Here is a 14,825-nt window from a genome sequence, read left to right as displayed (position 1 = left end):
AAGACGATAATCCTGTATTAATTCCACTAAGGGCTGACCAATAAAAAGCCAATTCTGTATTGATGTTAAATATTTCTTTTCTCCAAGATTCATCCATTTCAGAAGCTGAGAAAAGTTTCATCCCTTTCGGATTAATAAGATAAGGCGTCCATTGTTCTTTGAATGATTGTTCTCCTGTTAAATGATGTCCTCTATTGTAGGCGCCTCCTTTTATACCAAACCCAATTTTCGGGTCGATTGTATTCATTACCCAATTGTGAGTAACGGGATTTTTTGTAGGATCAACATTATTAAATGTTAAAACAATTTGACGATCAGAAACGTCATTAAAATGCTTCTTAAATTGTGAAAATGCCTCTAAACGATAATTTTCCCATTCTGTTTTTTTGTCAATGGCAAATTTTTCATCTATAGGCACTCCTTTGTAGGGTTCTTCGTCACCTGTAGCACCTGTTTTTACTTGTACAAAGGCAATACAATCAAATTTTTCTTTAGGCTGACTTCTTAAAAAAAGCGAGAATTGTTTAATCAATTCAAAATAATATTTCTTATGATTCTCATTTAAGTAAAAGGGGTAATTCCCAAATTTTTTATCGTGCTTTTCAGGCTTGTGACTTTTCACTTTAACCAACGGAACTCCGTTATCATACAACCATAAAGGAGAATTTGGCCCTACATTTATGCTTATTTTTACTATTTTATGGTGTTTAGCTGCTGTATTTAATACTTCTTGAAATTTCGAGAAATCATATTTGCCTGGCCCCATGGATTGAACTTCTGCCCATTCAGCCGAGACTTCTATACCCATAACAAAGTCGGCCTTTGGATCGGAATAGTCATCAACTCCTCCTCCACGATCCCAAACACCATAAGAACTAATGGGTACAGCTATTTTTTGTGCTTGTGATTTTGTAATAAAAAATAGAAAAAAGCCAATTAAGGCGGAGTATTTATAGAAAGCCTTCATAATCATTTTTTAAATTTATTTAGAAATAGTGTAAAAATCAATATTTTAAAAGTCTTCAGACTTAGTTATTTAATAAATACAAAATTATTCTTTAATAAATTGTTTTGCAACAACACTCCTGTTTTCTAGTTCCACTATAACAATATAAACTCCTTTTCCTAAAGCTGCAACATTCACATTCGAAGCATTGTTGTTAGATGCTACGTTTCTACCTTGCATATCAAATACTTCAATTTTAGTAATGCTATTAGATGAGCTTATATTCAAAACATCATTGGCAGGATTTGGATATAATGAAATTGAATTGTTTGCAAACTCTACATCGTTAGTTCCTAAAGTACTACTATCAACAAGATATCCTAAGGCGTCTAATCCAAATAATCTACCAGGGACATCAATATCTCTAATTAGTCCTAATTGGGTTGAAGTCAACGCTGAATTAGAGTTACCAAATCTAATTCTACCCCCTACAAAACCCGTAATTTCCATGGTACCAGTACCCCAGTCTTGGAGAGAAGAGTCCGAAAAAGTTACTTGAGTATCAATGGCCATGTTCAGCTTCAATTTAGCTGTTGTGGCGTTTGTAGTTCCAGTTGCCCCAGAGAAAACAATTTGTTTCAAATTTGCTTGGTTTGTATTTACATTTATAGTCAATTCTGAACCAGCATTCATTTGTACATTAGCGTCCAAGTAATTAGCAGTGTTTAGCGTAATAGTGTTACTCTTCGCAGTTATAATAGTGTTAGCCTTTACTGCTGAAGACAATACAACACCGGCTGTGTTATCGAAAGTAAGGTCGCCTAAAGCATCGTTTGCTACTGTAGGCAACTCAAGTCCTGTAGTTTGAGGTACAGCTGTACCAAATGTTAATGTAGGAGAAGCTGTTGTTGTTGCAGCAGCTGAAAGCACAAGCGCTGTTCCAGATATAGAAGCAACAGTAGTTCCGGTTGCTAGAGAAGTACCCGTTACGGTCATACCAGCAACAATAGCAGTATTAGCTGAAGTCAATGTCACATTAGTTGAAGTTGCAGTAGTGGCACCAATTATTTGAGTCTTACCATTGCCATTATAGGTAACGTTAAATTTACTTCCATTTGCAAAAGATGGTATGGCACCAAGCACTCCCGATGTTATAACAACTGTTGCCCCATTTGCCATAGTGATGTTACTAGCACCAGATAGAGTACTAAAATTTGGAGTAGCTAAATTGATTGTTAATGTACCATTAACTGTACAAGCCACAATAGTTTTAACTGAGGCAGAAGAAGAACCACCATCTGACAAAATAAGGTTAGCATAGCTAACTCCTGTAGGCAAACCTGTAACGGTTTGTGCAGTAGTAGGTCTACCAAATTCTATGGTACTTGTAGCTCCAAGAACTAAGGTTGCTGAACCAATTAATGGAATACTTCCTCCTGCAACAAAAAGACCAGTTGCCTTAAAGGTTATTATTTTTCCATTTATAGTGGCAGTAGCCGTTGAATTAATAGAGATTGTTGGGTTGTTATTTGAGGTAAAAGACAAAGTTGACCCTGATGCTACAGTAAGTGCTGTTTTAACAGTAGGTGTACTTGCTGTATTGAAAACTGACACCTCCCCTGCGCCATCGATAAACAATTTACCATAAGCGGTAGTTGCACCAAAAGAATAACTAGCCGAAACTGCCGGTGCGAAATGCACCTCAGAATTATTGTCTAATGTGCCAAAAGTTGGCGAAGCCAATACGTGTTGCCAAACCACAGAACCATTTGCAGCTGCATCGATTGTTCCTATTATTGGAAAAGTATCGGCAACGGTCAAGGTAACTAGGGAACCGTTTCCTACAATTACTTTAGAATTAGAACCCAATGTCCAAGTGCCACTAGTAGTTGCATTACCATTAGCGATCACGAAATTAGTATAAGCATCAGTCACGGCGGTTGGATTTGCACCCGTTCCGTTTGAATTTGCACCCCAACTTGTATTTGATGACAACAAACCTGAACCATCATAATAATATTGGGCTTGTACGCTACCTGAAAGTGAAAGATTAGGCAAAGTATTAGCTCCGGTTGAAGCTATGGTCACCGTTGCGGTTTTAACACCACCTGTCAAGTTTGCTTTCAATCGAACATACAAGGTTGTACTAGCAACTGCAGTTCCTGACAAACTAATGCTTGAAACACCCGTAGTGGTAAAATTATCTGCTGACAACTCAAAATCGGTCGATGCCGTACTTATCACTAAATTATTCGTTAAATTAGAACCTGAAACCAAAAATGATTGCGAAACAGATGGTCCCGCTCCTGTATAAGTGAAGCCAGACAAAAGTTCAGATGATGAAGTGATAGTAGGTGTAGTAGAAACCACTGCAGTTGCTGTGATTTCAGTAGCATAATTGAACGCTTTATCTACTGTATATATTTTATAATAATCAGTAGAACCACCAGACCCCGCATCAGTAAAAGAAGTACCAGTTCCTAAATATACCACCGTTCCGGTTAAGGGAACAAGTCCACTGGTTATAGTATTCCCTAGGGCATAAATACCGTTTTGATTCGGATCATTATCAGGTTGAGGAATTGTTGAATAACGAACGACCATATATCCTCCGCCATCAACTCCACCTGATGCAGCCGACCAACTTACAGTAGTCCCGCTTACTGCACCACCACTAGCTGCAAGAGGTGCTGAAGCATCGGCTGCCCCAAAATACACCACAACGTCATCTACATCGAAACCTCCAGTACCAGCGGAGGTAAGTTTACAACGAAAATTGGCTTGTGAATTTAAATTAGATGTTGAGTTTGGAGTAACTGTAACAGTTTGTTTTGTCCAGGTTGAAGTAGTATTCGCTACAAAATTACCCATACCTACAGCCGTTGCAGTACCTACACCCACCCCAGAAGCTCCTATATTTGAAGTATTTCTTACCCAATACTGAAAGGTATATGTACCATCTGTAGATGTCGGGTAAGTAGTAGCATTATACAGTTGAGGAGAAATAAGTTGTCTATTCACACTAGTGCAATTAACATTTACAACTGCATACTTACTACCTGTTCTGCCACCTGAACTACTAATAGCCGTAGTTACGGGGACAGTACAATTAGTATTCGGGATTCCTTTTGTCCAGTTAGTTGTCGGTGTAGTAGCTGAGGCATCAATGTCTGGCACAGGGCCGACTGTTTGCCCTTCAAATCCTCCATCCATCATCGGATAGGAACCAATAACTTGTTGCCCCCAACTTGTGTTGGCGCAGATCAGAATTAAAAACAAACTGTAAAAAAGATGAGTTACTATATTTTGAGAAAGTAATTTGTTATTCATAAATACTTGTTTTAGATTTTAATTGTAAAATTAACTAAAACACGAGATTTTTCTTGGTGAAAAAGTGTCATTTATAACGTTATTTTGTTTCAATTGAAAGTTAAGTCAAGAAGCTATTATTAATACATCGAGTCTAATTTATTTAAACATAAAAACTCAGTCCAATAAAAAATAACCATGGCAAATGAAACAAAAAAACTGCAACAAATAAAATGCTGCAGTCCTAATCTAGGAGTTTAAGGTTTTTTAAAATCTCAAAATTAATTATTAAAAATTACTTAAATACTGGTGACTAGCTAAACCTATTTTAATTCACTGTTTTTTTAATTACCACTTTACTATTCTCGTCTATAACTTTAACAATCAATAATTGGTTGGTTGCTTTTAAATTATTTACAGAAGCTGACGTGGCTTTAACTGATTTTTGTTGTGCAATTAATCTTCCCTGAATATCATACACTTCAATAGTCATGATAACACTTGATCCTGAATTTACATATAAAGTGTCGTTGTTTATATAGATTCTTACATTGTTTTGGTTGAATTCTGGAATATCTATGTTCAAAGTTCTTTGGTATTTCAAAGAAAATCTGTTGTTGTACATTCCAGCTGTTGTAGTAAAAGTATAAGAACCTGCTTTCAAATCTGTTTCGATACCAGTAATGTTATCTTTAAGATAAATAGCTTGTTCTGTAGTAAATATACCATCAAAATGATCTAAAGAAATAGAATAATCTCCCGCTATATCTGTTTTGAAGTTTAAATAAACTATATCGGCAGAGTCAAATGTAGAACGACTTTGAATAGTGTATTCTTCGTTATTGATAATTGAGGTTAAGGCAATTGGGCTGTCATTAATGTATTTAGCATCATAAAAATCCACTACTTGAGAACCTTCTTCCAAATAACCTATTAAAGTTTGGCTAAAAACTCCTAAATCATTAGTTAGGTTCAACCATATGCGATCTTTTTGAACTTCGTTGGCTCTGAAGAATTGGTTGTAATTATTTGCAACACGCATAGCGTTTGTAAAGGATATGATCGAGTTACTTTTGGCTTTCACGAAGAATCCTTGTCCTGCTTGGATTGTTCCGTTTGGTGAAGCACTACTTGGAGTTGCAGTTGCTCCTAACGAATTATAGACTGCATAAGCTGAACCATTAGCATTATTTATTTTTCTCCAGAAATACAAACTGCTTTCAATATTGGCTGTGTTAGCTGTAATAAATGCTTGTGCACTAATGGTTGATGGATAGGGATTTCCTACCATATTGAAGCCAAATGGTGCAGAACCATAGTATGTTATTGGTTTATTAATAGTACCATTATTAGGCACTCCAGTAAAACTACCATTCCATACCGTTGGTGTCGTAGGATGATCATTAGGCATACGAATTAAATAACCTGTAGCTATTGCAAAAGGAGTTGTTGAATGGGCTACATTGAATAAATTAGTCGTTTCGTTATAATTGTAAAAACGATTTGACAATGTAGCAGGAGAAAAGTCTATTAAATTTTGTTCCGCCACTGGAGAGGACCAAATAGTGTAGTCTAAACGTCTCAAAGGATTGCTATTTCTTTTTACGGTTATAGCACCTGTATTTGTATTTAATACAGTAGAACTTACTTGAATCAGGTTAGCGTTGTTTTCAAATACCACCGCTGTTGCACTGGCATTGTTAATTAAATTATCTTGAATAGTCAAATTTGTTTCAGAATTCACGGTTAATATACCTGAATTTACTGTTAGTTTTTTGGCACTAATTGCACCGTTTGTTAAAGTACTGTAGTTTCCAGCAATAAATGCTTCATCAAAAGCTGTTGGTGCTCCGTTTGACCAAGCTGTACCATACCAAGTGGTGATTTTATATGGAGTTACTGCATTTGATGTAGCACTTTCGGTACTTTGTCCTATACTATTTGTAGCTCTTACCGTAAAGGAATAAACCGTTCCATTAGTCAATCCAGTTATTATTATGGTACCACTTCCTGCCTGACTTACTGTTGTAGTAATTCCTCCAGGAGAAGATGTTGCTGTATAGGAAGTAATTGTTGAATTGCCATTGAATGTAGGAGCAGTAAATAAGATTGAAGCTTGCCCACTGACTCCCGAAACTGTTGCTGTTCCTATAGTAGGAGCGTTTGGCACTCCAACCGTATAGGAAATTATAATTTGCCCATCACCTCCTGTGGCTCCCCTATTACTTCCAGTAGTAGAACCATAAGCTCCTCCTCCTCCTCCTCCAGGAGAGATTCCTTCAATACCATTACCTGCAGAAGTTTTACTTGCTCCACCGGATCCACCCAAAGCTCCGGCTCCTGCACCTCCAGCTCCACCTGACCCATTAGTACCAGATGCACCAGGTAAACCTAAAGTTATTGTTCCTCCGGAACCACCTGAACTATTTGTACCGCCTGAACCCAATTGTCCAACTGTAGTTGTACCGCTTCCTCCAACACCACCATTTGCAATTACTGGAGTTGTTGATCCGAATGTTGTATTACCTCCATTATTTCCATTAGCCCCACCATTATCAGTTATTGCTCCGCCAGAACCCACTGTCATGGTATAACTCGTTGCAGGTACAACGGTTACGCTATCATTTATCACATAGAAACCTCCAGCGCCACCGCCGGCAAAACCGGCTAAAGAGGTTCCTCCGCCTCCACCTCCGCCGCCCCAGGCTTCAACTTTTATTGTGTTTATCTCTGCTGGACATGTCCAAGTATTGTTTCCAACAGTCGAAATAGTAGTTTGATTAAATACTGTTAAATTCTGCACAACCGATGTTGCTGGATTATAGCCATTATTACCCGCTTGTGAAGCCGTAATTGTGGTTAAACCTATTCCAACGATATGAATCATATTGTTAACAATCGTTGCCACATTAGTATTAGAACTCGTGTAGGTAATTGCTAAGCCAGAACTGGCTGTTGCACCTGGATTAAAGTCTGCGTCTCCCAATTTTTTAAATGGAAATGGGATGAAATTTATAGTTTGGGGTTGGATACCAACTCCGATAATGTTCATTTCAATTCCATTAAATATATCATCAACACTATCAGTATTGACCAACATAAAATCGGAACCATTTGTACCACCTTGATTCATAATACCATCTATGACATTAAAAATTTCTGTTTTCCATTGATTAGTTCCAGTTCCTGTAAAAAGTATGGTCTGAAGGCCTACTGAATTTCTATACTTAAAAGCCCAGGTAGAACCCGCAGTTTTATCCAACCAGATAATGGTAAACTTTAAGTTTTTATTGTTTGCAGGTAACTCATTATGTAATTGGAAATACATAGTATTTTTACCAGTACTATTCTCGAAAGAACGAGCAAAACGATCATATTTTGAAGAAGTTGAAGTTATAGTTCCTCGCACCCTGAACAATCCTATGGAGGTGACATCAGGATTTATTTGAGTCATAAATCGCTCAATATTTCCTTCGCAAATTTCCCATCCTGCATCATTATAAAACTGTTGATTTTCACGCTGATTTACTTGTCCTGATGTTACAAAAGATGGATCATCTAAACGAGCTCCTCTACTAGCATATGCGTTACATATATTTTGATAACGGGTTAAATTACTCTTATTTGCGTTTCCATAAGTAGATTCAGGAAATTTATCTGTATCAGCCGAATTGAGTCCTTCGTGAAAAACAGAAAAAGCAGTTGTGGAAGTTGCTGGATAAACCTGTTGGGCGTATTTGTTGTACATTTTGAAGATCTCAATAATCCCAGGATTTGCAAAAGCATACGTCATGGCGCTTTCAGTAATGTTGGTGCAAGAAAGTCCCGTATTAATACCCCCAAGAGCTGACCAATAAAAACCTATTTCATAGTTCAAAGCAAAAAAACCTCTGGACCAAGATTGATCCATTTCTGAAGCTGAAAATAATTTTCTGCCATTTGGATTGCCGGGACTTATCCTTGGATTAATTAAAAATGGATTCCATTGCGCTTTATAGAGTTGCTCGTCTGTCAAATGATGCCCACGGTTATAAGCTCCCCCTTTAATACCAAAACCAAGCACAGGGTCTAATTGGTTCATTACATAATTATAAGCTAAAGGTTCATCAACGGGATCTACATTATTGAATGTTAAAACAATTTTGTTATTAGAAACATCATTGAAATATTCTTTAAATTTAGCGAAAGCTTCTAAACGAAATAATTGCCAATTAGCTGAATTTATTTCATAAATTGAATTATTAACGGTTCCTTTGTAAGGTTCTTCGTCACCAGTAGCACCTGTTTTTACTTGCACAAAAGCAATATGGTTAAATTTTCCTGGAGGTTGATTTCTCAAAAATGAGGCAAATTCTTCAATCAATTTATAATAGAAGGTTTTATATTCTGGGTCTAAATAATGTGGGTGTCTATCAGCGTAATTTTGATTTGAGTTAGGGGCAATAGTAACATTTACTAATGGAACACCATTGGTAAAAAGCCACGAAGGGCAATCAGGTCCAACATTGATACTAAATCGAATCAACTTATCATTGGCAACAGCAAGATCCAATTTTTGTTGAAATAAACTGAAGTTCCAACTAGTTGATCCAGTAGGTTGAATTTCATCCCAATTAGCCGAAATTTCAATACCCTTGATAAAATCGGAATTAGGATTAGAATAGTCTACAACTCCTGCTCCACGATCCCAAACCCCATAAGAGGTAATAGGCAATGATTGTGAATGAGTTTTTGTAATAAAAAAAAGAACAAAACCTAGAAAGACGATGTTTTTATAAAGAAATTGCTTTGTCATTTTTTAAATTTGCTTATAACGTTGATAAAAGCCAAAGATTTTAATTAGGAATTAGGCTTTGTAAATTAACAAGTACAAAATTAAGTCTTAGTGCACCCTAAAAAAGTGTCAATATAATTCAAAAAGTATGCGATTTTGTTTCAAACGCAAAAACTAGTTGTTTTTTTAAAGGAGATAGGAAAGTTAAAAAAACTACATATACAATGGTGTAGTTTTTTAGTTAAAAGAGCAATCTCGCTCTCCAGTCGTTTGCTTAATTTAATTAGGTTTTCCGAGGCAAAAAAAATGGGACAAATCTAAAAAAAATAGATTTGTCCCATAGCGTGATCGCGCCAGGATTCGAACCTGGGACCTACTCATTAGAAGTGAGTTGCTCTATCCAGCTGAGCTACGCAACCTAAATTTATTCATTTGACAAGCAAATCTTGTCGGGGTGGCAGGATTCGAACCTGCGGCCTCCTGCTCCCAAAGCAGGCGCGATAACCGGGCTACGCTACACCCCGAAAACAAAAAAAGCGGAGAGACAGGGATTCGAACCCTGGCGACGGTTACCCGTCGACAGATTAGCAATCTGCTCCGTTACCACTCCGGCACCTCTCCTTTTATTCCTTAAGAACTTATCTTTTTTGCGGTTGCAAATGTATGTTTTCATTCATTAATATACAACTATTATTGAACTTTTTTTATTAATTTTCAAATATAAATTTTAAATGTGCTTATATTCAACCTACTAACAAAATACACAAAATTTTAAATCCGAGAATAAATTAAAACATTCATAATCTAAATTGGTTATTATTTTTTTTATTAGTTTGGTTAAATCTGATTTCTTCAAGTTTAGCAATTAGAATTTCAATAATTACTTAATAAAAATTGGAATATAATTAGTAAATTCGCAATTCAAAATAAACCTCACAATCATGAATAAAAAAGTAGTTATCGTTTCAGCGGTAAGAACTCCAATAGGTAGTTTTATGGGAGCATTATCAAGTGTGCCTGCTCCAAAATTAGGCGCTGCTGCAATTAAAGGTGCTTTACATAAAATTAATCTAGACCCCAAACTAGTTGACGAAGTTTTAATGGGCAATGTGGTACAAGCTGGAAATGGTCAAGCTCCTGCAAGACAAGCTGCATTATATGCTGGATTATCTGAAAATGTTGCTTGCACAACTGTGAATAAAGTTTGCGCTAGTGGTATGAAAGCTGTGATGCAAGGTGCACAAGCTATTATGGCTGGAGATGCTGAAATTGTTGTTGCTGGTGGAATGGAAAATATGAGCTTAATTCCGCATTATGTGCATTTAAGAAATGGAGTTAAATTTGGTCCAACATCTTTAGTAGATGGCATGCAAAAGGATGGACTTACAGATGCATACGATAACAATGCTATGGGCGTATGTGCTGATCTATGTGCTTCAGAATATAACTTTACTAGAGAAGATCAAGATAACTTCGCAATTCAATCTTACAATCGTTCAGCTGCTGCTTGGGATGCTGGTAAATTTGATGCAGAAATTGTACCTGTAGAAGTTCCACAAAGAAGAGGTGAAGCTATTATTGTTTCAAAAGATGAAGAATATTCTAATGTAAAATTAGATAAAATCCCATCTTTAGCACCTGTTTTTACAAAGGAAGGAACTGTAACTGCTGCTAATGCTTCAACTATTAACGATGGTGCTGCTGCATTAGTTCTCATGAGTGAAGATAAAGCACAATCGTTAGGTTTAAAACCACTTGCCTTCATAAGATCATATGCTGATGCAGCTCAAGAACCAAAATGGTTTACAACTGCACCAGCAAAAGCATTGCCAAAAGCATTAGAAAAAGCGGGTTTAAATATTTCTGATGTTGATTTCTTTGAGTTCAATGAAGCTTTTGCTGTGGTAGGATTAGCCAATGCGAAAATTTTAGATATTGACAATGATAAAATTAATGTTAATGGTGGTGCAGTTTCTTTAGGTCACCCACTAGGATGTTCAGGTGCAAGAATTATAGTAACTTTAATAAGTGTTCTTAATCAAAATAATGCAAAAATTGGAGCCGCTGCGATTTGTAATGGTGGTGGTGGTGCTTCTGCTATAGTAATTGAAAGAGCATAATTTAATTATTTACTAATGATGGGTTTTGAAATTTAATTACATTTGTAACTATATCTTAATTCATCATTATTTATTTTAACCAACTATGTTTGGAATATGTAATTTAGCCATTGTACCTTTAAGAGCCGAAGCTAGCGATAAAAGCGAGCAAGTTTCGCAATTGTTATTTGGCGAACACTTTAAGATTATTGAATTAAACGCAAAATGGGCACAAGTAGAATTGGCTTATGATGCCTATATTGGTTGGATTGATTCGAAACAATTTCAACCCATTACTCAAGAAAGCTATCTATTACTTAATGAACTACCGAATGTTCTAAATGCCGATTTAATCGAATATATTAATACCCCTAATAATCAATTAATGCCTATTTCATTAGGCGCTTCATTATCTTTTTTAGAAAATGAAACTATTAATTCTAATAAATTAAGTTTTGATGGAATGAAAGTTTGTGGTATAAAACCAAAATCAGATTTAATAAAAACGGCATTTATGTATTTAAATGCTCCCTATTTGTGGGGTGGTAAATCGCCTTTTGGAATTGATTGTTCAGGATTTACACAAATGGTATTCAAGTTAAATGGCTATCACCTGCTTCGTGATGCCTCTCAACAAGTAAACCAAGGGGATTCACTGAGTTTTATTGAAGAAAGTGAACCAGGTGATTTAGCTTTTTTTGACAATGAAGAAGGAAAAATAATTCACGTTGGGATTATGTTGGAAAACAATTACATCATTCATGCTTCTGGAAAAGTTCGCATTGATCGTTTAGATCATTTAGGAATTTACAATGCAGACACTAATAGGCATACCCATAAATTACGCGTAATAAAGAAAATTATATAAAAAAAACGCCTCTGTATAGAGGCGTTTTTTAAAACTATTTAATTGCTTTTGCTTTTTCAGGCTGACCTGTAACTTCATAAGCAATTTTTAAAATACTTTTAGTGTTTTCATCTGCAGGATATAAATCATATGCTTTCTCAAAATTTGGAATTGTACTTAAAAACATAGCTTTACGTTTAGCCATTAATTCATCAAATTTCTTTTTATCTGCTCTTGAAGCATTGATTTCGTTTACTAATTTATCTTCTTCATTTAAACCATTATATCCTATACTATAATACAACTCAAACTCACCCTTTTTAAGTTCTTCGTTGTTTGGTGCTAGAATTCTAGCTTTCGCATAGATTTGTTTTGCTTTATCTAAATCATTATTTTGTTTGTATAATAAGGCTAAAATTCGCATAATTTCTGGCTTATCTTCACTCACTTTAAAATCACGAGGTTTTTCATACAAATTTAATGAAATGTACTTTGTGCGGTCTTCTCTCGTTGCAATTTCTTCTTCATTACCAGAAGCTTTATTTACAGCATAATATACTACACCATTATTCAAATAATCACTTACTTCAAGCTCTTCATAATATTTTAATGCCGATTTATAATCTTCAGCTTGAACAGATAAAATAGCAGCATTTTGCAAAGATTTTCCTTCACCTTTTTTATCAAACAAATAAACATTATAAAAAAACACAGCCGCTTCTTTATATTTTTTAGCAGTATTTAAAGATAAGGCTAAGGTGGTCAAACCTTGTTTAAACATCTTTTTCTCTTCTATTAAATCGTCTGTATAAACTTTTTTACCCGATTTTTTTTCAAATGCAATAGTTTCATCAATTATAGTTCCATATTCTTGAATGAATTCCGGATTGTATAAATTCATTTGATCTTGCATTGTTGCTTTTGCACCTTTTGAAGCAAGAACAACCGTTGGATACATTACTTTATAAAACTTAGCATATACTTTATCAGATTCTTCTGAAGCTAACCCTTGTAAAGCATCACTTGCCGTTTTATAAGCCTCAAGGTCTTTTTCAGAAATTTCATCTTTAGCATAAATTTTCTTTAATGCTTTAAGCTCGTCTTTTTGAGCAAATGTCGCAACCGATATTAGTAACGTTGCGCTTAAAATAAGTTTTTTCATTGTTAATTAAACTTGGTTAAACGAAAGCTCAAAATAAATTGGGCTCTTTTCTCTAATTTATTCTTGTGTTTCTTCAGTTAATTCATCGGTCGCACCATCTTCAATATCTCCTTCAATGTCTTCTTCAAATTCATCTGAAATCTCTTCAGCTTCATCTTCACGAAGTACTTTTGTAACAGCGGCTATAGAATCGGTTCCTTTAATATTGATTAATCGAACACCTTGCGTAGCTCTTCCCATTACTCTTAAATCAGAAACCATCATTCTGATAGTTAAACCAGATTTATTAATAATCATTAAATCATCGTCATCGGTTACATTATTAATAGCAATTAAAGCACCAGTTTTTTCAGTGATATTCAAAGTTTTAACACCTTTTCCACCACGGTTTGTTATCCGATATACATCAACTCCGTCTTCTTCTACTAATTTGGTTCGTTTTCCGTAACCATTTTCTGTAACTACTAAAATTTGCGTATCGTTAATATCATCTTTGTTAACTGTAACAATTCCAATAACTTCGTCGTTTTCATTGGCTAATGTAATACCTCTAACTCCAGATGCAGTTCTACCCATAGGTCGCGTTTTTTCTTCTTCAAAACGAACCATTTTTCCAGATTTTCCAGCAATTAAAACTTGGCTTGTTCCGTTAGTTAACTTTGCACCTAATAGTTCATCACCTTCTTTAATTGTTATTGCTGCCACTCCATTGACACGAGGTTTAGAATATTTTTCTAAAGAGGTTTTCTTAACCTGTCCTTGTTTTGTGACCATTATTAAATTGTGGCTTTTAATATACTCTTGATCTTTTAGATCTTGTGTACAAATAAAAGCTTTTACTTTATCTTCTGGCTCAATGTTGATTAGGTTTTGAATAGCTCTTCCTTTGCTGGCTTTGGTTCCTTCTGGAATTTCATACACACGCATCCAATAACATTTTCCTTTTTGAGTGAAATACATTAAATACTGGTGATTTGTTGCAACAAATAAGTGCTCTAAGAAATCTTGATCTCTTGTTCCTGCTGATTTTTGCCCAACTCCTCCTCTATTTTGTGTTTTGTATTCAGATAATGAAGTACGCTTAATATAACCCGCATGTGAAATCGTAATTACTACACTTTCATCTGCAATTAAATCTTCAATACTTACATCACCACCAGCATATTCAATTTGAGAACGACGCTCATCACCATATTTTTCTCTAATTTCAGCTAATTCATCTTTGATAACTTGCATTCTCAATTCCTTACTTGCTAATAATTCTTTCAAGTGAGTAATTAATTTCATTATTTCTTGATACTCTGCGCGCAATTTATCTTGTTCAAGACCTGTTAATTGTCTTAATCGCATTTCAACAATTGCACGAGCTTGAATTTCCGAAAGTTTAAAACGCTCAATTAAATTGGTTCTTGCCTCATCGCCATCTTTTGACGCTCTGATGATTTTGATTACTTCATCAATGTTATCAGATGCAATGATTAAACCTTCTAAAATATGCGCTCTTTCTTCTGCTTTTCTTAAGTCATATTGTGCTCTACGAATAACAACATCATGGCGATGTTCCACAAAATAATGAATCAAATCTTTTAAATTCAACATTTGAGGACGCCCTTTTACTAAGGCAATATTATTTACACTGAACGAAGACTGAAGTTGAGTATATTTATAAAGTGTATTTAAAACGACAT

At 35.3% G+C, this 14,825-nt stretch carries 6 protein-coding genes, 3 tRNA genes and 1 pseudogene; 2 read left to right on the top strand and 8 right to left on the bottom strand.

Translation table 11 applies throughout. The features are described from left to right. From ACIQZC_RS04740 to ACIQZC_RS04715, 6 genes and pseudogenes are all read right to left on the bottom strand, one after another. Positions 1–967, bottom strand: a pseudogene (locus tag ACIQZC_RS04740) (T9SS C-terminal target domain-containing protein); the annotation flags it as partial. Between the two features lie 84 nt (positions 968–1,051). Beyond that, positions 1,052–4,276, bottom strand: coding sequence for a T9SS type A sorting domain-containing protein (locus ACIQZC_RS04735; RefSeq protein WP_396138090.1), 3,225 nt, complete (start codon positions 4,274–4,276; stop codon positions 1,052–1,054). Between the two features lie 307 nt (positions 4,277–4,583). Further along, positions 4,584–9,050, bottom strand: coding sequence for a T9SS sorting signal type C domain-containing protein (locus tag ACIQZC_RS04730; RefSeq protein ID WP_396138089.1), 4,467 nt, complete (start codon positions 9,048–9,050; stop codon positions 4,584–4,586). A gap of 324 nt (positions 9,051–9,374) precedes the next feature. Then, positions 9,375–9,448: transfer RNA gene (locus ACIQZC_RS04725), tRNA-Arg, on the bottom strand. Positions 9,449–9,478: 30 nt separating this feature from the next. After that, positions 9,479–9,553: transfer RNA gene (locus ACIQZC_RS04720), tRNA-Pro, on the bottom strand. A gap of 13 nt (positions 9,554–9,566) precedes the next feature. Then, a tRNA-Ser gene (locus ACIQZC_RS04715) sits at positions 9,567–9,650 on the bottom strand. 320 nt (positions 9,651–9,970) lie between these two features. Between ACIQZC_RS04715 and ACIQZC_RS04710 the strand changes: the two genes are divergently transcribed. Together ACIQZC_RS04710 and ACIQZC_RS04705 are read left to right on the top strand one after the other, a co-directional pair. After that, positions 9,971–11,149, top strand: a complete 1,179-nt coding sequence (locus tag ACIQZC_RS04710) for an acetyl-CoA C-acyltransferase (RefSeq protein ID WP_396138088.1) — start codon at positions 9,971–9,973, stop codon at positions 11,147–11,149. A gap of 85 nt (positions 11,150–11,234) precedes the next feature. Next, entirely contained in the window at positions 11,235–11,996 is a 762-nt protein-coding gene (locus ACIQZC_RS04705; RefSeq protein ID WP_396138087.1) for an NlpC/P60 family protein, read from the top strand. Positions 11,997–12,030: 34 nt separating this feature from the next. On the opposite strand, the gene ACIQZC_RS04700 is transcribed toward ACIQZC_RS04705, so the two are convergent. Together ACIQZC_RS04700 and ACIQZC_RS04695 are read right to left on the bottom strand one after the other, a co-directional pair. Further along, complete coding sequence (locus tag ACIQZC_RS04700) at positions 12,031–13,137, bottom strand: hypothetical protein (protein WP_396138086.1); 1,107 nt, start codon at positions 13,135–13,137, stop codon at positions 12,031–12,033. Between the two features lie 57 nt (positions 13,138–13,194). Then, positions 13,195–14,825 (bottom strand): DNA gyrase C-terminal beta-propeller domain-containing protein (locus ACIQZC_RS04695; protein WP_396138085.1); only part of this gene is annotated, 1,631 nt, incomplete at its 5' end.

This window comes from Flavobacterium sp., from assembly GCF_044338735.1.
GTDB lineage: Bacteria > Bacteroidota > Bacteroidia > Flavobacteriales > Flavobacteriaceae > Flavobacterium.
The sequence above is the reverse complement of the archived record's forward strand: the minus strand, read 5'-3'. Positions and strand labels throughout refer to the sequence as shown.

Excerpts from the sequence above, each read along its gene's own strand:
- ACIQZC_RS04705 (WP_396138087.1), top strand. The coding sequence starts at position 11,235 with ATGTTTGGAATATGTAATTTAGCCATTGTACCTTTAAGAGCCGAAGCT.
- ACIQZC_RS04710 (WP_396138088.1), top strand. The coding sequence starts at position 9,971 with ATGAATAAAAAAGTAGTTATCGTTTCAGCGGTAAGAACTCCAATAGGT.
- ACIQZC_RS04735 (WP_396138090.1), bottom strand. The coding sequence starts at position 4,276 with ATGAATAACAAATTACTTTCTCAAAATATAGTAACTCATCTTTTTTAC.
- ACIQZC_RS04730 (WP_396138089.1), bottom strand. The coding sequence starts at position 9,050 with ATGACAAAGCAATTTCTTTATAAAAACATCGTCTTTCTAGGTTTTGTT.
- ACIQZC_RS04700 (WP_396138086.1), bottom strand. The coding sequence starts at position 13,137 with ATGAAAAAACTTATTTTAAGCGCAACGTTACTAATATCGGTTGCGACA.